Source organism: Chenggangzhangella methanolivorans (assembly GCF_019797865.1).
Lineage (GTDB): Bacteria > Pseudomonadota > Alphaproteobacteria > Rhizobiales > Methylopilaceae > Methylopila > Methylopila methanolivorans.
On the sequence record NZ_CP081869.1, the window covers coordinates 5,090,606 to 5,111,706 of the forward strand.

Genomic DNA, 21,101 nt, shown 5'->3' on the forward strand with positions numbered 1-21,101 from the left:
AACCGCGCCTATAAGCCTAAGTCCTTAACCGGGGCCGCGTTGCACGGCCGCGGGCGCCTGTGTAAGCCTCGCCGCAATTCACCAAAAGGGGGACGCCGATATGGCTGAAGCCAAGGCCACGACGGTCATTCCGGCCGATGAGGTCGAAAAGCGCCTCGCGAGCGAGCTGCCCAAGTGGAAGCTCGAGGACGGCTGGATTCGCCGCACCTACAAGACCAACAGCTGGAAGGGCACGCTGATGGTGATCAACACCGTCGGCCACCTCGCCGAGGCCGCCTGGCACCATCCCGACATCACCGCGTCCTACGCCTGGGTCGAGGTTCGCCTGATGAGCCACGACGCCAAGGGGATCACGGACCGGGACTTCTCGCTCGCGAAGAAAATCGAGGATGTGGTGCAGTGGCAGCCGGGCTCGGAAGGGCAGGGCCTCGAGGGCACGCCGCAGGGCGACCAGCGCTTCGCCTACGTGAAATATGACTGACCAGGCGAGCGGCGGCGTGACGCATGAGGACGTCGTCTGCCCGTTCTGCGGCCTCGGCTGCGACGACGCGACGTTGAAGGTCTCGGGCGAGGCCGTGGAGGCGGGCGAGGGCGTGTGCGGACGCGCCGCGGCGCTGTTCCGCCGCGGACCGGAGCCAGCGCCCTCAGCGCGGGTGAACGGCCGCGACGTGCCGCTCGACGTCGCCGTGTCGGCCGCGGCCGAGCTGCTGGCCGGCGCGCGGTCGCCGGCCTATGCAGGCCTTGGCGCGGATGTCGACGGCGTGCGCGCGATCCTGAAGCTTGCGGCCAAGACCGGCGGCAGCGTCGATCATTACGCCTCGCCGGGGCTCTACAAAAATCTCGCCTCCTCGCAGCGCAAGGGCTGGATCGCCACGACCTTCGCGGAGGTCCGCAACCGCTGCGACCTGTTCGTGGTGGTCGGGCCGGACCCGTCCAAGGCGTTCCACCAGCTCTATTCGCGCGTGACGCCGAAGACCGGTCGGTTCCTCACCGGGCCGCGCAAGGTGGTGTTTGTCGGCGGCGAGCCGACTGCGGAGGCCAAGGCCCAGCTCGACGGTTCGACAGTCGAGACGATCCCTGTACCCGACAGCGGCCTCGTCGACGCCATGTCGCGCCTGCAGGCGCTGGTCGCCGGACAGGCGCCGGTCGCCGGCGCGCCGGACCTCGCGCCGCTCGCGGAGGCGCTCAAGTCGGCCAAGTACGCCGTGCTCGCCTGGAGCGCCTCGTCGCTCGGGGACGACGGCGACCTCGTGGTCGAGCGCGCGGTGTCGGTCGTCGACGCGCTCAACGTCTCGACCCGCGCCGCCTGCCTGCCGCTGTCGGGCAAGGACAATCTCACTGGCGCCTATCACGTCTCGCTCTGGACGACGGGCTTTCCGCTCCGCCTCGGCTTCCGCGACGGCGTTTCCGAGCACGACCAGTCGGCCTATTCGACTGAGGCCGCGCTCGAGGATGCCGACATCCTTGTCTGGACGTCTGCGTTCCGCCCCGAAAAGCCGCCGTCGTCCGACGCGCAGATCATCGCGATCGCGCATCCAGGAACCGAGTTCGAGCGCGAGCCGGACGTCTTCATTCCCGTCGGTCAGCCCGGCCTCGACCATGCGGGCCTCGTGTTTCGTGCGGATTCGGTCGTGGGTCTGCCGCTCAAAAAGTATCGCGACGCGGGGCTGAAGAGCGTCGCCGAGGTCGTGACCGGCATCGCGGAGGCCCAGCCATGAGCGCGGTGCGCATCACCAACGGCAAGGTTCTGGACCCGGCGAACGGCGAGGCCGCGACGCTGCGCGACGTCGTCGTGGTGGACGGCCGCGTGGCCGCCGCCGACGCCGCGCCCGCGAACGCCGAGACCATCGACGCCAAGGGCGGGATCGTCATGGCGGGCGCCATCGACATCCACAGCCACATCGCCGGCGGCAAGTCGAACATCTCGCGTCTGCTGATGTCCGAGGAGCAGCGGGCGATCCGCGAACCCAAGGGCGAGTTCTGCGGCTGCGGCGGCGGGCTCTCGACCATGACCGCCCACGCCACCGGCTGCCGCTACGCCGAGATGGGCTATACGGCGGTGTTCGAGCCCGCGATGGTCGCGTCCAACGCGCGCCACATGCACGCCGAGATGGCCGACATCCCGTTCCTCGACACCGGCGGCTATCTGGTGCTCGGCAACGACGACAAGCTGCTGGACTTCATCGCCACCGGCGCGAGCCAGCAGGAGGTCAACGACTACGTGGCCTGGATGCTGGCCGCGACCAAGACCATGGCGATCAAGATCGTCAATCCGGGCGGCATCAACGCGTTCAAGTTCAACCAGCGAAAGCTTGATCTCGACGAGCAGAACGAGCGCTACGGCGTCACGCCCCGCAAGGTTCTGCAGACGCTGGTGAAGGCGGTGAAGGAGCTGGGGCTCGCCCATCCGATCCACCTCCACGGCTGCAATCTCGGCGTTCCCGGCAACGAGCAGACGACGCTCGACACGATCGCGGCCGCCGAGGGCCTGCCGCTGCACCTGACGCATGTGCAGTTCCACAGCTACGGGACCGAGGGCGACCGCAAGTTCTCCTCCGGCGCGGCCAAGATCGCGGAAGCGGTCAACAAGAACCCCAACATCACAGTTGATGTCGGGCAGGTGATGTTCGGCCAGACGGTGACCGCCTCGGCCGACCTTATGTCCCAGTACCGCAACCGCGGCATCGCCACGCCGAAGCGCTGGCTCGGCATGGACATGGAGATGGACGCGGCCTGCGGGATCGTGCCTTTCGAATACAAAGACAAGAACTTCGTCAACGCGCTGCAATGGGCGATCGGGCTGGAGCTGTTCCTGCTCATCGAAGACCCTTGGCGCGTGTTCCTGACGACCGACCATCCGAACGGCGGCCCGTTCACCACCTATCCGCACCTCATCAAGCTGCTGATGGACCGCAGTTTTCGCGAGGAGCAGTTCGCGCGGCTCAACAAGGCGGCGCGCAAGGCCTCGAACCTGCTCGAGATCAAGCGCGAATACACGCTCGAAGAGATCGCGATCGTCACCCGCGCGGCGCCGGCGAAGATCCTCGGCCTCACCGACCGCGGCCACCTCGGCGCGGGCGCGGTCGGCGACGTAGTGGTCTACCGCGAGGACAAGGACCGCGAGGCCATGTTCCAGAAGGCTGACTACGTGCTGAAGGACGGCCGCGTCATCGTGAAGGACGGAGAGATCGTCGATCTCGTCTATGGCCGCACGCATCAGGTCGCGCCGGACTACGACAAGTCGATGGACTCCAAGATGGACCGCTGGTTCGACGAGGCGATGGGCTACAAGGCGAAGACCTTCAGGCTCTCCGACGACGAGATCCGCGGCGGGCGAGGGACCGTGCGCCACCAGACCGTGAGGGCGTCATGATCCTGAACGGCGTCGAGATCCGCGACAGTTTCGCGGAAGCCTTCCCGATGGTCGGCACGCGGCTGATCATCACCGCCGACACGGCCAAATGGGCCATGATCGCGGCCAAGACCATGACGGGCTTCGCCACTTCCGTGATCGGCTGCGGCTGCGAGGCCGGCGTCGAGCGCGAGGTGCCGGCTGAAGAGACGCCGGACGGTCGCCCAGGCGTTGCGGTGCTCATCTTCGCGATGGACATCAAGGGCCTGAAGTCGATCGTGCCGAACCGCATCGGCCAGTGCGTGCTGACCTCGCCGACCTCGGCCTGCTACGCAGGCGTCGAGGGCGGCGACTCGATCTCGATCGGCAAGGCGCTCAAATATTTCGGCGACGGCTGGCAGATCGCCAAGAACGTCAACGGCAAGCGCATCTGGCGTATCCCCGTCATGGAAGGCGAGTTCGTCTGCGACCATGAGACCGGCTCGGTCTCGGGCGTCGGGGGCGGCAACATCCTGATCCTCGCGACCTCGCGCGGCGAGGCGCTGCAGGCGGCGGAAGCCGCTGCGGAAGCGATGAGCAAGGTGCCGGGCAACATCCTGCCGTTCCCCGGCGGGATAGTGCGCTCGGGCTCGAAGGTCGGCTCGAAATACGCCGGCATGTTCGCCTCGACCAACAACGCCTACTGCCCGACGCTGCGCGCTCAGGGTCAGACCGCGCTGCCGCCCGAGGTCGCCTCGGTGATGGAGATCGTCATCGACGGCGTCTCGGAGAAGGCGGTGTCGGACTGCACGCGGGCGGGCATCGAGGCGGTCGTCGCGCTCGGCCGCGCCAAGGGCGTGGTGGCGATCGACGCCGGCAATTACGGCGGCAATCTCGGGCCGTTCCACTTCAAGCTCCGGGAGATCATGAAGTGACCGGGCTCGTCCTCACCCCGCGCGAAGAGTTCGAGGCGCGCGTCGATCTCGGCGGCATGCTGCCGGGCATGGCGGATCTGGCCAAGCACAAGATCGGCTATGGCGGATCGACGGTGGAGCTTGGCGAATTGTTCGACGTGTCGGGCTCAGCCAATGGCCGTCTGACGATCGAAGGCGGCGGGCGGCTCGACCGCGTCGGCGCGCGGCTGGTTGAAGGCGAAATCGTCGTGAAGGGCGATGTCGGGCATTCGCTGGGCTCGCGCATGACCGGCGGGGCGATCGTGGTCGACGGCTCCGCAGGTGATTTCACTGCGGCGGAGATTTCCGGCGGAAAGGTCGCGGTGGCGGGCTCAGTCGGCGCGCATCTCGGCGCGGCGGGTGACGGCTCCCGGCGCGGCATGAGCGGCGGCGTGGTGGTGGTGGCGGGCTCGGCCGGCCGCCGCGCCTGCGAGCGCCTGCGCGGCGGCGTGGTGGTGGTGGGCGGCGACGTCGCGGAAGAAGCCGCGACCGACCTCATAGCGGGGTCGCTCGCGGTCGCGGGCAAGTTGGGCGCGAACGCCGGCCGCGGCATGAAGCGCGGGACGCTCTTCCTGCGTTCCGCCGATGGCCTCGCGTCGGGGTTCCATGACGCCGGCGACCATGACCTCGTCATGCTGCGCGTGCTGGTCCGCCGTTCGCCGGAGCTTGCGGCGTTCCTCGGCAAGGACGTGACCAAGGCGCGCCGCTACGCCGGCGACCTCAACATCGCCGGCAAGGGCGAGGCGCTGATCGTCAGCCGCTAGGCTTCGTCGCGAGCCGGGAGAATACGAGGCCGCCGACCAGGCCCGTCGCGCACATCGCCGCGAGGCCGAACGGGCCTCGCACGGCACCGACGAGCGTCGGCATCGGGGTGAAGTGCCCCATCAGCCCGAAGGCGGCGAACAATCCCAGCACGCCGGCGAGCGAAAACAGGATCGTCGGGCTTCTGTCGGCGAGCCACACGAAAACGCCCGCGACGAGAAACGCCGGAGCCATGGCGGCGCCGGCGATCGCGGCCATCACGGGCCCGAAGCCCAGCATGTCCTCTGCGGTGGTGGCGGCGCGAAGGCCGAGCGGCACGGCCGGCCCGATCGACTCGATCGCCGCGATGTTGATCTGGGTCTGCAGGACGCTCCCCAAAACCGCCGTCGCCGCGACGGCCGCGAGGAAGGCGATGGCGACTCGGGCAAGGCGGGCGAGGGTCAAAGGCGGCTTTCTAACATGTGGCGAACGTTCATCGCCCACTGCGGTCATGCCCGGTGGAGCCGGGCATCCACGACTTGGTCGTCGAACGCAGCGCTTGCAAAGTCGTGGATACCCGCGGGAAGACGCGGGCATGACGGGAGGTTCACGAGTCGATCGACACGCCGTTCTAGCGTGATCTCCTCCAGCCGAAAGCCCGCCTCTCCGGGACTTGATTGGGCTTTCACGTCCTGCTCGCCATATCCGCCGCGAGCCGCTCCGGCGTTCGCGGCGCGGAGCATCCCTTGCGACTGATCCTTCTCGCCGTCTCAATCATGGCCGCAGCGGCGTTCCCGCCGGCGCGGGCCGAGCCCATCCCGCGCGTCGATCCCTCCACCTACCGCGTCGAGACGGTCGTTTACGGGTTCCTCATGCCGTGGTCGGTCACGGTTCTCCCAATGGCCGCCGCCTCGTGACGGAACTCGGCGGGCGCCTCATGGCGCTCGAGACGGACGGGTCCAGAACCGCGATCCGGATCGGATCTCTTCCGGACGTCTATTTCACGAAGAAGACCGGCCTCATGGACGTCGCGGCCGATCCTGAGTTTTCCTCCAACGGCCTGATCTACCTGACGTTCGCCTATGGACGCCGCGAGGCCAACAACACCCGGCTCGTCCGCGCGCGGCTCGACGGCGACGCGCTCCGTGACATGCGCGTGCTGTTCAGCGCGACGCCCAAGGCGGGGAATTCGCATTACGGCGGCCGCATCGCCTTCCTGCCGGACGGGACGCTGCTCCTGACGCTCGGCGACGGTTTCGACCGGCGCGAGGACGCTCAGGACCTGTCGAACCATCTCGGCAAGCTCGTGCGCCTCGATCGCGAGGGCAGGGCCCCGGCCGACAACCCGTTCGTCGCGCGCGCGGGCGCCGCGCCGGAGGTGTTCAGCCTCGGGCACCGCAACGTGCAGGGCGTGGTGGTCGATCCCGCGGACGGCTCGATCCTGATCTCCGAGCACGGGCCGCGCGGGGGGCGACGAGATCAAACCGCGTGTCGCCGGGCAAGAACTACGGCTGGCCGATCGTCACCGGCGGACTCGACTACACCTTCGCGCGCGTCTCGCCGTTTCGGGACTTGCCGGCTATGAGCCGCCGCTCCTCGAATGGACGCCCTCAATCGCGCCTGCGGGCCTCGCGATCTACGATGGCGACCTGTTCCCGGGCTGGCGCGGCGACCTACTGGTGCCGGCGCTGAAGGAGAAGGCGGTGCGGCGCGTGAGGCGCGAGGGCGGCCGCATCGTGGGGCAGGACCTGCTTCTGGCCGAACGTGGCGAGCGGATCCGCGACGTGAAGGTCGCGCCCGACGGCTCGATCCTCGTGCTGACCGACGGGCCCAAGGCGCGCCTGCTGCGGCTGACGCGGGCGCGCTGAAACGAAAAAGGCGCTCCGAAGAGCGCCTTTTGGCGTTCAGTCCAGAGAACCCAGGATCACTTGATCTTGGTTTCCTTGAAGTCGACGTGCTTGCGCACGACCGGGTCATACTTCTTCATGACCATCTTTTCGGTCTTGGTGCGCGAGTTCTTGCTGGTCACGTAGAAGGTGCCGGTGTCGGCGGTGCTCAGCAGTTTGATCTTGATGTTGGCGGCCTTCGCCATGTGAGAAGTCCTCGAACGGGCGGACGTCGCGCCCGCGAAAAGTCTGACGTCCAGACGGTCTGGATTGGAGCGCGCAAGCTACTCAGGAACGCCGGAAGTCAAGGCGCCCGGGCGGCTTTGGCGCCGAAGGCGGCGACGGCCGCGTAAGCCGCCAGCATCAGCGCGATCAGGGCCGGGGCGCCGTGCGGATTCCAGACGTCCATGCCGACGCCAAGCACCGGCGGGCCGACCAGCATGCCGAAGGGTACATCATCACGAAGGCGGCGTTGGCGGTGGCGAGGTCGACCCCTGAGAATCGCTCGCCCAGCATCGCAAGACCAACGGTGTAGAGGCCCGTGATGACGCTGCCCCAGACGGTGGCCAGCGCGAAATAGGCGATGATCGAGCCTTGCGTCAGCGGGATCGCCGCCGCGCCCACCGCGCAGCCCGCGCCGATGAGGATCAGAAGCTTGCGCCGGTCCATCCGGTCCGACAGCAGGCCCATGGGGATCTGCGACACGACGTTGCCGAGCGCGACCGCCGAGCCGATGAGCGCGGCGGCGTCGGCGTCAAGCCCGGTGCGCACCCCGTAGAGCGGCAGGAAGGTGAAGGCTCCGGTCTCGATCGCTCCGAAGGTGAAGCCCGCAAGCGTTGCGGCTGGCGCGAGGCGGATGAAGAACAGCACGCCGCGGCCGGGCTCGGGCTTCTCGATCGTCGGCGCGCCGGCCCCGAACAGGAGAATCGGGACCATGGCGACGACGAACAGCGCCGCGCCGACGAGATAGGGCAGGAGGCTCGCGGTCCCGGTCATCACGAGAATCGCTGGCCCCGCGGCGAAGCCGAGAGACAGTGCGGTGACGTAGGCCCCATCACCACGCCGCGCTGCTGGGGCGGGGCGAGCGAGGTGATCCAGAACTCCGACAGCACGAACATCGCGCCGAGGCTGACCCCAAGCGCGAAGCGCAGCGGAAACCAGGTCCAGAGCGGCCAGGGGGCCGCGAAGCCGAGCATGGTCGCCGCCCCGAGCGCGAGCGCGAGGAACAGGAGAGGGCGCACGCCGAGTATCGCGGCCGCGCGGGGGATGAGGGGCGTCGCCGCCAGCACCGCGACTCCGCCCATGGCGGTGTTGGCGCCGATGAAGGTTCCCGAGGCCCCGCGCGCCTCCATGGCGAAGGCGAGCAGTGGCACCGACAGTGCAAGGCTCACGCCCGCAGTGGTGATGCAGGCGATCGCGGCGATGATCGGGGGAGTGAGGAGGCTTTTGAAGCTCGTGCGGGCGGTCATGGCGCGCTGTCTGGAGCACGGCGCGGGGCGGAACGCCAGTGTCTCGGGCGCAATGGGAAAAATGCCGCTGCTGTGGAGACGGCGCACGCCACGCCAACCGCTCCCCCCCTTGCGGGGAGGGTAAGGGTGGGGGTGGTTCAGGATCGAGCGTTCTGCGCCGGCGTAGAACGGCGTGACCGTCTGAGCCTCTTTCGGAGCCACCCCCACCCCCGACCCCTCCCCGCAAGGGGGAGGGGAGAGACCCGCGCCTCACGAAGTCACAGCAGCTCCCGCACGCCCGAAGAGCCCTTCGGATAGAACGGCACGGCGAGATCCCGCTCGAGGCCTTCCTCTATGCGCTCGGCGAGATCTCCCAGCACCGTCGCGGTGATGTTCGGCAGGTCGAGTGTCCGGGCTTCGGCGAGCGTCACCCAGACGAGCTCGACGAGCTCTGCGTCCGGCGTCACCACGCCCTCCTTCCGCGCCCCGATCGCGCTCGCGTCGGCGGCGAAGAAGCGCGCGTCGAAGCGGCGAGGGCGGCCCGTGGGGGTGATGGCGCGGGCGATCAGCGTGAGGCTTTCGAGAGACGGAAACACTTCCGCTTCGGCGAAGGAATCCCAGGTCGAGCCAGGCGAGGCAAAGGGGCCCGATTCGCGGTCGCCCACCAGGATGCCGGTCTCTTCCGCAAGCTCCCGGATCGCCGCGAGGCCATAGGCGCGGGCGCGACTGATCGAGGGGCGCTGCACGCGTTCCTGCAAGCGGCGCTCGACATGGGGCGCATAGACGCCCGCGACGTTGACCTTGCCGTCGGCGGCTTCCACGCGCCCGCCCGGGAACACGAACTTTCCGGGCATGAAGGGCGAGGCCGAATGGCGCTTGCCCATCAGCACCTTGGGTTCGGTCTCCGATCGGTCGATCAGGATCAGCGTGCCGGCGTCGCGGATCGGCTGGGGCTTTGGCTTTGCTGTCTCGGTCACTGTGTCTGCTCGGGCTTGAGGCCGCCGTCGGGGGGCATGTCGTCGTCTTCGCCGCCGAAACCATGCATCCTGAGCGCCCATTGCAGGCCGACCAGCGCGCCCTTCACGGGCGGCAGCAGCGCGAGCGACAGAATGACGGTGAGCGGCAGCCACATCGCCATGTGCAGCCACACAGGCGGCTGGTAGGCGACCTCGACCCACAGGAGGGCCCCCACCACCACATGGGCTACGATCGTGATGACGATGTAGGTCGGCGCGTCGTCGGCGCGCTGGTGGTGAAGCTCTTCGCCGCAGGATGCGCAGGCCGGCGTGACCTTGAGGTAGGCGGAGAACATGCGGCCTTCGCCGCAGGCGGGGCAACGCAGGACCGCGCCGCGCCGCATCGAGCGCCAGATGGGGCGCGCGGGCGGATCGGCTTCCGCTTCGCTCCCGTGCGCGTAGTCGACGCTCATCGCTTTCCTTTTTTGCCCTTCGGCTTCGACTTAGCGGGTCCCGACCGCGTTTTCGATGCGCCGAAGGACTGAGCGCCGGCGCGCCGCATGCCCCGCTTGCCGCGGCCGACTGGCTTTCCCTGGCGCCCTTCCGACAGCATCTCGAAGCGGAGAGCCCCCGCGACCGGCGCGGCCTCGACGAGCTTCACCTCGACATGGTCGCCGAGCCGGTAGCTTTCGCCGGTCGCCGAGCCGACGAGCGCGCGGGCGGCTTCGTCATGCACGAAATAGTCGAGCCCGAGCGTGCCGACCGGCACGAAGCCGTCCGCGCCGGTCTCGTCGAGTTTTACGAAGAGGCCTGAGCGCGTGACGCCAGCGATGCGGCCGGTGAAGGTCGCGCCCACGCGGTCGAACAGGAAATGGGCGATCAGCCGGTCGATGGTCTCGCGCTCGGCCGCCATGGCGCGGCGCTCCGAGGCCGAGATGCGCGTGCCGATCTCGTTCAGCTCCTCGACCGAGACCGCGTCCGGCAGGCCGTCGCTCCCGAGGTCGAGCGCCCGCACCAGCGCCCGGTGGACGATGAGGTCGGCGTAGCGGCGAATCGGCGAGGTGAAGTGGGCGTAGCGGCGGAGATTCAGGCCGAAATGGCCGTAGTTTTCGGCGGCGTATTCGGCCTGCGCCTGCGTGCGCAGCACCACCTCGTTGACGAGACTGGAGGACTCCTCACCCGCGACGCGGGTCAGGATGCCGTTAAAGTGCGCCGGGCGCAGGTTCCCGGATTTCGGCAGCTCGATGTCGAGCGTCTTCAGGAGCTCGCGCAGCGCCTCGAGCTTTTCGAGCGAGGGCGCATCGTGGACGCGGTAGACCAGCGGCGTGCGCTTGGCTTCCAGCGTCTCGGCCGCGGCGACATTCGCCTGGATCATGAACTCCTCGATCAGCCGATGGGCGTCGAGGCGGGGCGGGACGACGACTCGGTCGACCGCGCCGTCCGGCGTCAGCACGAGCTTGCGCTCCGGCAGGTCGAGGTCGAGTGGGCCACGGGCGTCGCGGGCGCGCTTCAGGGCGTCATAGGCGGCCCAGAGCGGCTTCAGCACCGGCTCGAGCAGCGGCCCGGTCTTGTCGTCCGGCGTCCCGTCGATCGCCGACTGCGCGGCCTGATAGGAGAGCTTCGCGGCCGATCGCATCATCACGCGGTGGAAGGTGTGACGGAGTTTTCGGCCGTCCTTGTCGAAGATCATCCGGACAGCCAGCGCCGGGCGGTTCTCGGCCTCGCGCAGCGAGCAGAGGTCGTTCGAGATGCGCTCGGGCAGCATCGGAACGACGCGGTCCGGAAAATAGACCGAGTTGCCGCGGTCGAGCGCCTCGCGGTCGAGCGCGGAGTTCGGCCGCACATAGGACGCGACGTCGGCGATCGCGACGATGACCATATGGCCGCCGGGATTGTCCGGGCTCACGTCCGGCTCGGCATGGACGGCGTCGTCATGGTCCTTGGCGTCGACCGGATCGATGGTGACGAGCGGAATTTTCCTCCAGTCCTCGCGGCCTTTCAGCGTCGCGGGCTTGGCGTCTTCGGCCTCGGCGAGCGTCTCGCGCGAAAACACGTGCGGGATGTTGTGCGCGTGGATCGCGATGAGGCTGACCGCCTTCTCGTTGGACAGCGAACCGAGCTTTTCGCGAACGCGGGCGGCGGGCAGGCCATAGTGCTTGCGGGACTTCAGCAGGTCGGCGGCCACGAGGTCGCCGTCCTTCGCGCCGTCGGCGTCCTCGGCGGCGATCTGCAATTCGCGGCCGGCGTTGCGCTTGTCGACCGGCTGGAGGCGGCCCGAGCCGTCCGGCAGCGCCCGGAACACGCCGAGCACCCGGGCCGACTGCTTCGACAGGATCTTGATCACCCGTCCTTCGTGCGTCGGCTCGCCGGGCTCGGCGTCCTCGACCGGCGTCACGCGGATCAGCACGCGGTCGCCCACTCCCGGCGCGACGCCGGGCCTGCGCCCGCTCGACGACGTCAGGACAAGGATCTTGGGCGCCTTGCCCAAGTCGTCTTCGTCCCAGTCGGCGGGCTCGGCGATCAGTTCTCCATGGCCGTCGCGGCCGGTGACGTCGGCGAGGGTGACGTTCGGCAGGTATCCGGCGCGGCCGAGCGTCTTTCCGCGGCGGTTCACGACGCCGTCGTCCTCGAGCTCGTGCAGCATGCGCTTCAGCTCGACGCGCTCGTCGCCCTTCACATGGAAGGCGCGCGCGATCTCGCGCTTGTCGGTCTTGCCGCCTGACTGCGTGATGAAGGCTACGAGTTCGTCGCGCGACGGCAGCCCGGGCTTCGGCATGGCGGCGACCGCCTTCGGCAGGCGATCGCCGGCCGGCTTGCGGGATTTCGGCTTGAAAGGTGAGGGCTTCGACGCCATCGCGTTGGCGGACCTGTCCTGTGAAAGGAGTAAGGTCGACCTCTACGACGTATCCGCCTTAACCGCGAGCTTTCCGACGAGATTGCGGACGAAGGGGCTCTCCCTCCCCTGGGACAGGGGAGGGTAGGCCTCAGGATGGGGCGATGAGCGGCGCGCCTAATTCGGCGCCGCCTTCGCAGCCTCCGGCTCCCCGGCGATGTGATCGAGCAAGGCCACCGCCGCACGTTCCACCGTCATCAGCGGATTAACCTCGCAGTACTTGTCGACCCAGGCGGTCAGCGCCTCGGCCTCGAACTTCACGTCGCGCCGGATGTCGAGCCCCTCGCGCCCGTAGGCCGCGCCCGTCATGAAGGCGTGGACCCAGGACTGGAAGGTCTCGGCCCGTTCCTTGTTGGTGAGCCTGGCTTCGGTCCAGGCCCCGCAGGTCTTGGCGCCAACGCCCCACACCACGTAGTTCTTGGCGTTCGCGCCGGCGCTCAGGCCGAGCGCCGTCGCGGCGCCCAGCGCAAAAAGTTTCAACGGCCTCATTGCTCGCCCTCCCGAGGCGGCTATTCCGCGGCGTTCTTCGCCGGGGCCTTCTTGGCTGTGGCCTTCCCCGAAGCCGCCTTTGAGGCGGGCTTTTTGGCCGCGGCTTTCTTGGCCGCGGGTTTCTTGTCCGTTTTCGCCGCGGTCTTGCGGGCGGGCTTCTTTCCGCCTCCGCCCTGCGCCGCCTTGGCGTCCACGATCTTGATCGCCTCTTCCAGCGTCACCGACTCGGCGTCGACGCCCTTGGGCAACGTCGCATTGACCTTGCCGTGCTTGACGTAGGGGCCGTAGCGTCCGGCATGGACCGTCACCGGCCCGCCGTCCGGATGGTCGCCGAGCGTGCGGCCAGCCGCCGCCGCGCCGCGTCCGCCGCCGCGCTTGGCCAGCTTGTCGGCGATGACCGCGACCGCGCGGTTGAGGCCGACGGTGAAGACCTCCTCGGCCGTCTCGAGGTTGGCGTAGACGCCGTCATGGGCGACGTAGGGGCCGTAGCGGCCGATATTCGCCTCGATGGGCTTGCCGGTCTCCGGATGCGCGCCGACGAGCCGCGGCAGCGCCAGAAGCTTCAGCGCGTCTTCCAGCGTCAGTTCGGCCGCCGACCAGCCCTTCGGCAGGCTGGAGCGTTTGGGTTTTTCCTTCTCGACCGGCTCGCCGAGCTGCACATAGGCGCCGAAGCGCCCGTCGCGAAGGCTGACCTCAAGGCCGGTCTCGGGATCGGTCCCCAGCACCTTCACGCCGTCTGGGCCGGCGGCCGATCCCTCCTCGCCGTTCATCTCGCCGCCGAGCGGACGGGTGTAGCGGCATTCGGGATAGTTCGAGCAGCCGATGAAGGAGCCGTATTTGCCGAGCTTCAGCGAGAGCTGGCCGGCGCCGCAGGTGGGGCACACGCGCGGGTCGGAGCCGTCGGCCTTCGCGGGGAAGACATACGGGCCCAGAATCTCGTTGAGCGCGTCGAGAACCTGCGCGACGCGCAGCTCCTTGGTGGCGTCGACCGCGCCCGTGAAATCCTTCCAGAAGCGCCGCAGCACCTCTTTCCAGTCGAGCTCGTTGTTGGAGATCTTGTCGAGATCCTCCTCGAGGCTCGCCGTGAAGTCGTACTCCACGTAGCGCTCGAAGAAGCTCTCGAGAAAGGCGGTCACCAGCCGGCCCTTGTCGTCCGGCATGAGGCGCTTCTTGTCGAGCTTGACGTATTCGCGGTCGCGCAGCACCGCGAGGGTCGCGGCGTAGGTGGAGGGGCGCCCGATGCCGAGCTCCTCCATGCGCTTGATGAGCGAGGCCTCCGAATAGCGCGCCGGCGGCTCTGTGAAGTGCTGCGAGGACTCGATCGGCGCGACGCGCTTCAGCGGGTCGCCCGAAGCCATCTGCGGCAGACGGGCGCCGTCCTCGTCGCCCTCGTCGTCGCGGCCTTCCTGATAGAGCTTCAGGAAGCCGTCGAAGGTCACGACCGTGCCGGTGGCGCGCAGCTCGACGTCGCGGCCTGAGCCGTTCGCCGCGATGTCGACCGTGGTGCGCTCGACCTCCGCCGCCTCCATCTGGCTCGCGACGGTGCGCTTCCAGATGAGGTCGTAGAGCTTGGCCTGATCCTCGTCGAGGCGGCGGGCCATCTCCTTGGGCAGGCGCGTGGGATCGGTCGGGCGGATCGCCTCGTGGCTTCCTGCGCGTTCTTGGCCTTCACGGTGTATTTGCGAGGGCTGTCGGGCAGGTAGCGGGCCGTAGTCGCCGCCGATGAGCGAGCGGACGGCCGCGACCGCGCTCGGGTCCATGTCGACGCCGTCGGTCCGCATATAGGTGATGAGGCCGGTGGTCTCGCCGCCGATGTCGACGCCTTCATAGAGCCGCTGGGCGAGCTGCATGTGCGGTTCGGCGCGAAGCCGAGCTTGCGGCTCGCCTCCTGCTGAAGCGTCGAGGTGGTGAAGGGCGCGGCGGGGTTGCGTCGGCCGGGCTTGGCCTCCACCTCGCGCACCACGAGGTTCGAGGCCTCGATCGCTTGCTTGAGCGCGGTCGCGGTCTTTTCGTCGCCGATGTCGAGGCGGCCGATCTTCTTGCCGTCCGCGGCCGAGATGCGCGCCTCGAACACGTCGCCCTTCGGCGTCGCGAGCTTTGCGATCAGCGACCAGTATTCGCGCGGAACGAAGCGCTCGATCTCCATCTCGCGCTGGCACACGAGGCGGAGCGCGACCGACTGCACCCCGGCCGAGCGCGCGCCCGGCAGCTTGCGCCACAGCACGGGCGAGAGCGTGAAACCGACGAGATAATCCAGCGCCCGGCGGGCGAGATAGGCGTCCACCAGCGCGACGTCGATCTCGCGCGGCTTCTTCATCGCGTCGAGAATCGCCTGCTTGGTGATGGCGTTGAAGACGACGCGCTCGACCGGCTGGTCCTTCAACGCCTTCTTCTGCCGCAGCACTTCCAGCACATGCCACGAGATCGCCTCGCCCTCGCGATCCGGGTCGGTGGCGAGGATCAGCTTGTCGGCGTTCTTCACCGCCCGCGCGATCTCGTTCAGGCGCTGCGAGGCCTTGCCGTCGACCTCCCAGATCATGCGGAAGTCGTCGTCCGGATCGACCGAGCCGTCTTTCGCCGGCAGGTCGCGCACGTGCCCGTAGGACGCGAGGACCTCGTAGTTCGAGCCGAGATACTTGTTGATCGTCTTCGCCTTTGCGGGCGACTCGACGATGACGAGACTGTGCATGAGGAAAGAGCCTTTCGCCGGCCGTGCTGCCTTCGGCGGCGGGCGGAAAATGGGAGAGCGGCAGGGGCGTGTCAAATGGCGAGGCGATGGTCGGGCTCGGAACAGAGGCTTCCGAGCGTCGTCGCCTGCTTTTTGGAGAGATCGGCCGGGCGGGTTTCGGTCGCCTCCCGTCTCGCACGCCAGGTTGTGGCGGCGACGCAATCAATGGTTTATGAAAATTAGCGACACAACCAATTGAGCCGGGGCCCGACGTGCGAGATCAGAACGGCGATACGATCCCGAAGGGCGGCGAGCATGTCGCGGATTACATCGCCGGAATGAGCCGGGACCTCAGCGCGCTCGCGAGACGCAACAGGCTGACGACGCTCGCCTATCTTCTCGAGATGGCGGGACTTGAAGCCGAGACCATCGCGCGCGAAGGCGACCAGGACGACACGCGCCGGGCTCCGTCAGACGAAGGCGTCGACGCTTCTTAGCGCGACCCGGCCGTCCTCTCGGCGGTCGAGCCGGCCGGCGAGCTCGAGTTCCAGCAAGACCACCTGCACGATCCTCGGCTGCGCGCCCGACTGCCGTACGAGATCGTCGATCGTCGCAGGCGAAGGACCCAGCAGTTCCAAGACCTTCGTCCGGTCGTCGTCCGCCGCGGCCGGCGTCTCGAACCCGGCGGCGCCGGCCTGCGCGAGCGAGATCGGCGGCGGGGGAGGCGGCCCGCGGTCGATCAGGGGGCCGAGCGCTTCGATCACATGTTCGGAGCGCGTGATGAGGGTGGCGCCCTCTCGCAGCAGCGCGTTCGAGCCCTCGCAGCGCGGATCGAGCGGGGAGCCCGGCGCCGCCATGACCTCGCGGCCGATCTCGGTCGCGAGCCGGGCGGTGATGAGCGAGCCGGAGCGCATCGCCGCCTCCACCACCACCACGCCGAGGCTCATCGCCGCGATGATGCGGTTGCGCCGCGGAAAATCCCGTCCGCGCGGCTGCCAGCCCATCGGCATCTCGGAGACGAGCGCGCCGTCCTCGACGATGCGGCTGGCGAGATCCGCGTGCTCGGGCGGATAGAGGCAATCGAGCCCGCCCGCGAACACCGCGACCGTCCCGGTCTCGACCGAGGCGGCGTGCGCGGCGGCGTCGATCCCGCGGGCGAGGCCGGAAACAACGACCCAGCCCGCGCCGCCGAGTTCGTGGGCCAGCCGCTGCGCGAAGCTCCGACCGGCCGAAGAGGCGTTGCGCGCGCCGACGATCGACACCATCGGCCGTTTGAAGCAGCCGGCGGCGCCGGCGACCGCGAGCAAGGGCGGCGCGCCCTCGGTCGAGGCCAGGATCGCAGGATAGTCGGGCTCCCCGAGCGCGATCATCCGGACGCCGCGGCGGGCGCATTCGGCGAGTTCGTCCTCGGCCTCCGCGGTCGAGCAGACATGGATGGTCCGCCCGCCGCGGCGCGCAAGGTCGGGCAGGGCCTCTAGCGCCGCGGCCGCGCCGCCGAAGTGGTTGACGAGGTTGCGGAAGGTGCGGGGGCCGACGTTCTCGGATCGGATGAGCCGGAGCCAGGCTATGCGCTGCGCGTCGCTGAGCCCGGGCATCTTCAACGTCCTAGCTTTGGGGATCCGGCGCGGCCGACTTCTCGCCGATCCGGCTTTCCTCGCCCGCCATCAGGCGGCCGATGTTCTCGTGGTGAAGCTGCCACAGCGCGATCGAAAGCCCGGCGAAAACGATCGCTGTGATCGAGTCGACGAAGATCGCGAGGAGAAGCGGCGCGCAGAGGCTCGCGGCGAGCGCGGAGGCCGAGGAGTATTTCGTGATCTTGGCCACCGCGATCCATACGCCTGCGAAAGCGAGCGCGACTGGCCAGAACACGCCGATCAGGGCGCCGAGATAGGTGGCGACGCCCTTGCCGCCCTTGAATTTGAGCCAGACGGGGAAGACGTGGCCGAGGAAGGCCGCGGCTCCGCCGACGAGGCCCGCGGTCTCGCCCCAGAAATGGCGCGCGACGAGCACCGCGACGGTCGCCTTTAACATGTCGCCGAGGAGGGTGGCGGCCGCGAGCTCCTTGCGGCCGGTGCGCAGCACGTTGGTGGTGCCGATGTTGCCGGAGCCGATCTTGCGGAGGTCGCCCGCTCCGCCGAGGCGCGTCACGATCACGCCGAAGGGGATCGAACCGAGCAGGTATCCGATGAGGGCGGAGAGAAGGAGGTCGGTCACGCTTTATCGCTCTGCACGAAAGAAACTGCGTGCTTCGAGACGCGCCCCTGCGGGCCGCTCTTCAGCATGAGATATCCTTCGCGTGGCATTCTCAACGCCCTCATGCTGAGGAGCCCGCGAGAGCGGGCGTCTCGAAGCACGCACCTGGCTCGTCCAAGGATCCCGTGCGCCTCAACCGTACGCGTAGACCGTCCGCCCGGCAACGACCGTGCGCAGCACGCGGCCCTGGAAGCGGGCCTGGTCGAAGGGCGTGTTCTTGGACTTCGAGCGCAGCTTCGTGGCGTCCAGCACCCAGGGGGCGTCGGGGTCGAAGACGATGAGGTCGGCGGGGGCGCCGACCTTGAGCGCGCCGCCGGGAAGGCCCAGAAGCTCCGCGGGTTTCGTCGACATGGCGGCGAGCAGGCGATGCAGCGGCACGTCGCCGGAATGGACGAGCCGGAGGCCCGCGGCGAGCATCGTCTCAAGCCCGATCGCGCCGTCCTCGGCCTCGGCGAAGGGCCGGCGCTTGGTCTCGACGTCCTGCGGGTCATGGGCGGAGCAGACGACGTCGATCAGCCCGTCGGCGAGCGCCTGGACGAGCGCGATGCGGTCGTCCTCATGGCGCAGAGGCGGCGCGAGCTTGAAGAAGGTGCGGTACTCGCCGACGTCGTTTTCATTGAGCGTCAGATGCGCGATCGAGGTCCCGCAGGTGATGTTCGGCGCGCCCTTCTTGGCGCGGGCCAGAACCTCCAGGCTCTCCGAGCAGGTGACGACGTTGGCGTGGTAGCGCGCGCCGGTGAGCCGGGCGAGGCGCACGTCCCGCTCCAGCATCAGCGTCTCCGCCGTCGAGGGACGCCCCGGCAGGCCGAGGCGCGAGGCGTATTCGCCCTCGTTCATGGCGCCGCCGGACGCGAGGTCCGGGTCCTCGACATGGCAGCAGATCAGCGCGCCGGAATCGCGCGCGTAAGTCATGGCGCGGCGGAGAACGCGGGCGTTCGCGACCGAGCGCGGCCCGTCGGTGAAGGCGACCGCGCCGGCGTCGAGCAGCAGCCCGACTTCCGTCATCTCGCGGCCCTCGAGCCCCTTGGTGAGCGCGGCCATCGGATGGACATGGACGCTCGCCGTGTCGCGGGCGCGGCGTTTCAGGTGGTCGACGATCTCGGGCGAATCGACGGGGGCGTGGTGTCGGGGCGGGCCACGATCGTGGTGACGCCGCCGGCCGCCGCCGCGAGGCTCGCGGTTTCGATGGACTCGCGATGCTCGGCTCCGGGCTCGCCCATGAAGGCGCCGAGATCCACGAGGCCGGGGGCCAGAACCGCGCCCCGACAGTCGACCGTTTCGGCGCGCGAGGCGGGCGGCACCTTGGGCCCGAGCTCGACGATCTGGCCGCCGTCGACCAGCAGCGAGCCGGTCTCGTCGCGCCCGGTCGCCGGGCAGACGAGCCGGGCGTTGACGAACAGGGTGGGGCGGGCCTCGGAGGGCTGGTGCTCACGCATTGGGAAGATGCCTCGCGAGCGCTTCGAGCACCGCCATGCGGACCGCGACGCCCATCTCGACCTGCTCGCGGATCAGCGACTGCGGGCCGTCGGCGACCTCCGAGGCGATTTCGACGCCGCGGTTCATCGGACCGGGATGCATGACGACCGCGTCGGGCGCCGCGTAGGCGAGCTTCTGGGCGTCGAGGCCGAAGCGCGCGAAGTATTCCTTCACGGACGGCACGTAGGAGCCGTTCATGCGCTCGAGCTGCAGGCGCAGCATCATCACGACGTCGACGCCCTCAAGGCCCTCGCGCATGGTGCGGAAGGGCGTCACTCCCATGCGCTCGACGCCTGCGGGCAGCAGCGTGGAAGGGGCCACCACGCGAACCTCCGCGCCGAGCGCGTTCAACAGGATGATGTTCGAGCGCGCCACGCGCGAATGCAGGACGTCGCCGCAGATCGCGACCTTGAGGCCCTCGATCCGCCCCTTGGCGCGCTTGATCGTGAGGGCGTCGAGCAGAGCCTGGGTGGGGTGCTCATGCGCGCCGTCGCCGGCGTTCACCACCGAGCAGTCGACCTTCTGGGCGAGCAGCGCCACCGCGCCCGCCGCGTGATGGCGGACCACGATGATGTCCGGCCGCATCGCGTTCAGCGTCAGGGCGGTGTCCAGAACGGTCTCGCCCTTTTTCAGCGAGGAGGAGGCCACCGACATGTTCATGACGTCGGCGCCCAGCCGCTTGCCCGCGATCTCGAACGACGACTGCGTTCGGGTCGAGGCCTCGAAGAACAGGTTGACCTGCGTGCGTCCGCGCAAAGTCGATTTTTTCTTCTCGACCTGGCGGGACAGAGATACCGCCTCCTCGGCCGAGGCCAGAAGGCCCTCGATGTCGCTTGGCGACAGACCCGCGATCCCGAGCAGATGTCGGTGCGGGAACGCGAACGGCGGGTTCGGTTCTGGGCTCATCAAGGCCGGTCTCTTAAGGCTCCGGAGACCTCTTTCGCAAGGCCCGCGGCGCCCTTGCCCACCGTTTGAGACGCGCCATCTCGTCCGGCATGAGGGCGCGCCGGCCATTTTTTGTGGCGTGTAGCCGCAAGGCCGGCCAGTTCGCGGCGTTTAACCTTCCATCAAGAAGGCGAGACGCTCGCCAGGAGGCTTCGAGTCACATGAATCCGCTTCAGAATGTCGTTATCGCCGGCGCCTGCGCGCTCGGCGTCGCGGCGCTGGCTTCGCCGGCCAACGCCGCTTCGAAGAACGCTGCGTCCGGCGCGACCGTCGGCGGCTACGCCATGAAGGACATCCAGCCAGTCGGCCGCCGCGGCGGCGGCGGCTGGGGCGGCGGCGGGCGCAGCTTCGGCGGCGGCAGGTCGTTCGGCGGCGGTCGATCGTTCGGCGGCCGCAGCTGGGGCGGCCGCAGCTGGCGCGGCGGCGGACGCTACGCCTATCGCGGCGGCTACCGCGGCTGGCGCGGCGGCTATTATCGCGGCGGGGCGCTACGGCTGGCGGCGCGGCGGCTACTACGCGGCCGGCGTGGTGGGCCTTGCGGCCGGCGCGGCTCTCGCGAGCCCGTACTACTACGACGACTATTACGACGACGGCGGCTACGACTACGCCCGCGCCGCGTCTATTCGGGCGCGGAGTGCCAGGTGATCAGCAAGCGCCGCGACGCCAGCGGCCGGCCGGTCAAGGGTCATCCGCTACCGGCCCTGCTGAGGCGAGCCGACGACGCGCTCACGGCGGAGCTGCGGCCCCGCTCACGGCGGGGCGCCGGCCCCGCCGGCGAGCCAGACGGCGACCGGCAAGGTCGCAAACGCCAGGATCGTCTGGGTGGTGATGAGGGTGGCCATGAGCTCCGCGTCGCCGCCCATTCGTCGCGCGAGGACGTAGGCGCTGCTCGCCGTCGGCGTCGCGCCGGTGATCGCCACGACCGCGAGCGCCGCGCCTTCGACGCCGAGGGCGATCGCGTAGGACGTCATCGCGACCGGCATTAGCACGAGCTTCAGCGCCGTCGAGGCCGCGACGTCGACGCGCGGCGCAAGCGCCTGCAGGCGCAAGCCCGCCCCGACA

20 protein-coding genes and 3 pseudogenes are annotated in these 21,101 nt (G+C 69.0%); 9 read left to right on the forward strand and 14 right to left on the reverse strand.

Annotated features, from left to right (window positions below; all coding sequences use genetic code 11):
• Nucleotides 1-100: 100 nt before the first annotated feature.
• Genes K6K41_RS26840 through K6K41_RS26860 form a run of 5 tightly spaced genes read left to right on the forward strand, consistent with a single transcriptional unit; the run spans nucleotide 101 to nucleotide 5,048 of the window.
• Nucleotides 101-481, forward strand: a complete 381-nt coding sequence (locus tag K6K41_RS26840) for a 4a-hydroxytetrahydrobiopterin dehydratase (protein WP_261403070.1) — start codon at nucleotides 101-103, stop codon at nucleotides 479-481.
• Nucleotides 474-1,718, forward strand: coding sequence for a hypothetical protein (locus tag K6K41_RS26845; RefSeq protein ID WP_261403071.1), 1,245 nt, complete (start codon nucleotides 474-476; stop codon nucleotides 1,716-1,718). Before K6K41_RS26840 ends, K6K41_RS26845 begins: the two co-directional genes overlap by 8 nt.
• Nucleotides 1,715-3,373, forward strand: a complete 1,659-nt coding sequence (locus tag K6K41_RS26850; protein WP_261403072.1) for a formylmethanofuran dehydrogenase subunit A — start codon at nucleotides 1,715-1,717, stop codon at nucleotides 3,371-3,373. The genes K6K41_RS26845 and K6K41_RS26850 overlap by 4 nt, the downstream gene beginning before the upstream one ends.
• Entirely contained in the window at nucleotides 3,370-4,266 is an 897-nt protein-coding gene (gene fhcD, locus K6K41_RS26855; protein ID WP_261403073.1) for a formylmethanofuran--tetrahydromethanopterin N-formyltransferase, read from the forward strand. Before K6K41_RS26850 ends, fhcD begins: the two co-directional genes overlap by 4 nt.
• Nucleotides 4,263-5,048 (forward strand): formylmethanofuran dehydrogenase subunit C, encoded by a 786-nt coding sequence (locus tag K6K41_RS26860; RefSeq protein ID WP_261403074.1) that lies wholly within the window; start codon nucleotides 4,263-4,265, stop codon nucleotides 5,046-5,048. Before fhcD ends, K6K41_RS26860 begins: the two co-directional genes overlap by 4 nt.
• Here K6K41_RS26860 and K6K41_RS26865 read toward each other — a convergent pair.
• The gene (locus tag K6K41_RS26865) at nucleotides 5,038-5,490 is read right to left on the reverse strand and encodes a hypothetical protein (protein ID WP_261403075.1); all 453 of its coding nucleotides are present in this window, start codon (nucleotides 5,488-5,490) and stop codon (nucleotides 5,038-5,040) included. The genes K6K41_RS26860 and K6K41_RS26865 overlap by 11 nt on opposite strands.
• 281 nt (nucleotides 5,491-5,771) lie before the next feature.
• Here K6K41_RS26865 and K6K41_RS26870 point away from each other — a divergent pair, with 281 nt between their 5' ends.
• The 3 genes from K6K41_RS26870 to K6K41_RS26880 are packed head-to-tail and all read left to right on the forward strand — an operon-like array spanning nucleotide 5,772 to nucleotide 6,893.
• Entirely contained in the window at nucleotides 5,772-5,942 is a 171-nt protein-coding gene (locus tag K6K41_RS26870; protein WP_261403076.1) for a hypothetical protein, read from the forward strand.
• Complete coding sequence (locus tag K6K41_RS26875; protein ID WP_315855096.1) at nucleotides 5,939-6,610, forward strand: PQQ-dependent sugar dehydrogenase; 672 nt, start codon at nucleotides 5,939-5,941, stop codon at nucleotides 6,608-6,610. Before K6K41_RS26870 ends, K6K41_RS26875 begins: the two co-directional genes overlap by 4 nt.
• A 28-nt stretch (nucleotides 6,611-6,638) precedes the next feature.
• Complete coding sequence (locus K6K41_RS26880) at nucleotides 6,639-6,893, forward strand: PQQ-dependent sugar dehydrogenase (RefSeq protein WP_315855247.1); 255 nt, start codon at nucleotides 6,639-6,641, stop codon at nucleotides 6,891-6,893.
• 56 nt (nucleotides 6,894-6,949) lie between these two features.
• On the opposite strand, the gene rpmG is transcribed toward K6K41_RS26880, so the two are convergent.
• From rpmG to K6K41_RS30875, 8 genes and pseudogenes are all read right to left on the reverse strand, one after another.
• Nucleotides 6,950-7,117 (reverse strand): 50S ribosomal protein L33, encoded by a 168-nt coding sequence (gene rpmG, locus K6K41_RS26885; RefSeq protein ID WP_261403077.1) that lies wholly within the window; start codon nucleotides 7,115-7,117, stop codon nucleotides 6,950-6,952.
• Between the two features lie 166 nt (nucleotides 7,118-7,283).
• A pseudogene (locus K6K41_RS30865) lies at nucleotides 7,284-8,380 on the reverse strand (MFS transporter).
• Between the two features lie 257 nt (nucleotides 8,381-8,637).
• A complete protein-coding gene (locus K6K41_RS26895) occupies nucleotides 8,638-9,336 on the reverse strand; it encodes an NUDIX hydrolase (RefSeq protein ID WP_261403078.1) in 699 nt (232 codons plus the stop codon).
• The gene (locus K6K41_RS26900) at nucleotides 9,333-9,788 is read right to left on the reverse strand and encodes a DUF983 domain-containing protein (RefSeq protein WP_261403079.1); all 456 of its coding nucleotides are present in this window, start codon (nucleotides 9,786-9,788) and stop codon (nucleotides 9,333-9,335) included. Before K6K41_RS26900 ends, K6K41_RS26895 begins: the two co-directional genes overlap by 4 nt.
• A complete protein-coding gene (gene rnr / locus K6K41_RS26905) occupies nucleotides 9,785-12,091 on the reverse strand; it encodes a ribonuclease R (protein WP_261405840.1) in 2,307 nt (768 codons plus the stop codon). Before rnr ends, K6K41_RS26900 begins: the two co-directional genes overlap by 4 nt.
• Nucleotides 12,092-12,325: 234 nt before the next feature.
• Nucleotides 12,326-12,697, reverse strand: coding sequence for a hypothetical protein (locus K6K41_RS26910; protein ID WP_261403080.1), 372 nt, complete (start codon nucleotides 12,695-12,697; stop codon nucleotides 12,326-12,328).
• A 20-nt stretch (nucleotides 12,698-12,717) separates the two neighbouring features.
• On the reverse strand, nucleotides 12,718-13,428 hold the full coding sequence (locus K6K41_RS30870; RefSeq protein WP_428978617.1) for a topoisomerase C-terminal repeat-containing protein: 711 nt from the start codon (nucleotides 13,426-13,428) through the stop codon (nucleotides 12,718-12,720).
• 38 nt (nucleotides 13,429-13,466) lie between these two features.
• Nucleotides 13,467-15,386, reverse strand: a pseudogene (locus K6K41_RS30875) (DNA topoisomerase); the annotation flags it as partial.
• Nucleotides 15,387-15,637: 251 nt separating this feature from the next.
• Between K6K41_RS30875 and K6K41_RS26925 the strand changes: the two are divergent.
• Nucleotides 15,638-15,862: a hypothetical protein gene (locus K6K41_RS26925; RefSeq protein ID WP_261403082.1), complete on the forward strand. Its 225-nt coding sequence runs from the start codon at nucleotides 15,638-15,640 to the stop codon at nucleotides 15,860-15,862.
• Here the strand turns inward: K6K41_RS26925 and dprA are convergent.
• The 5 genes and pseudogenes from dprA to K6K41_RS26950 all read right to left on the reverse strand — a co-directional run bounded on the left by dprA (nucleotide 15,836) and on the right by K6K41_RS26950 (nucleotide 21,088).
• On the reverse strand, nucleotides 15,836-16,960 hold the full coding sequence (gene dprA / locus K6K41_RS26930; RefSeq protein WP_261403083.1) for a DNA-processing protein DprA: 1,125 nt from the start codon (nucleotides 16,958-16,960) through the stop codon (nucleotides 15,836-15,838). The two genes, K6K41_RS26925 and dprA, sit on opposite strands and share 27 nt — an antisense overlap.
• Before the next feature lie 10 nt (nucleotides 16,961-16,970).
• On the reverse strand, nucleotides 16,971-17,579 hold the full coding sequence (plsY, locus tag K6K41_RS26935; protein WP_261403084.1) for a glycerol-3-phosphate 1-O-acyltransferase PlsY: 609 nt from the start codon (nucleotides 17,577-17,579) through the stop codon (nucleotides 16,971-16,973).
• A 171-nt stretch (nucleotides 17,580-17,750) separates the two neighbouring features.
• Nucleotides 17,751-19,054 (reverse strand): annotated as a pseudogene (locus K6K41_RS26940) (dihydroorotase).
• Nucleotides 19,047-20,000: an aspartate carbamoyltransferase catalytic subunit gene (locus K6K41_RS26945; RefSeq protein WP_261403085.1), complete on the reverse strand. Its 954-nt coding sequence runs from the start codon at nucleotides 19,998-20,000 to the stop codon at nucleotides 19,047-19,049. Before K6K41_RS26945 ends, K6K41_RS26940 begins: the two are co-directional and overlap by 8 nt.
• Nucleotides 20,001-20,788: 788 nt before the next feature.
• Entirely contained in the window at nucleotides 20,789-21,088 is a 300-nt protein-coding gene (locus tag K6K41_RS26950; protein ID WP_261403086.1) for an AEC family transporter, read from the reverse strand.
• Nucleotides 21,089-21,101 lie beyond the last annotated feature (13 nt).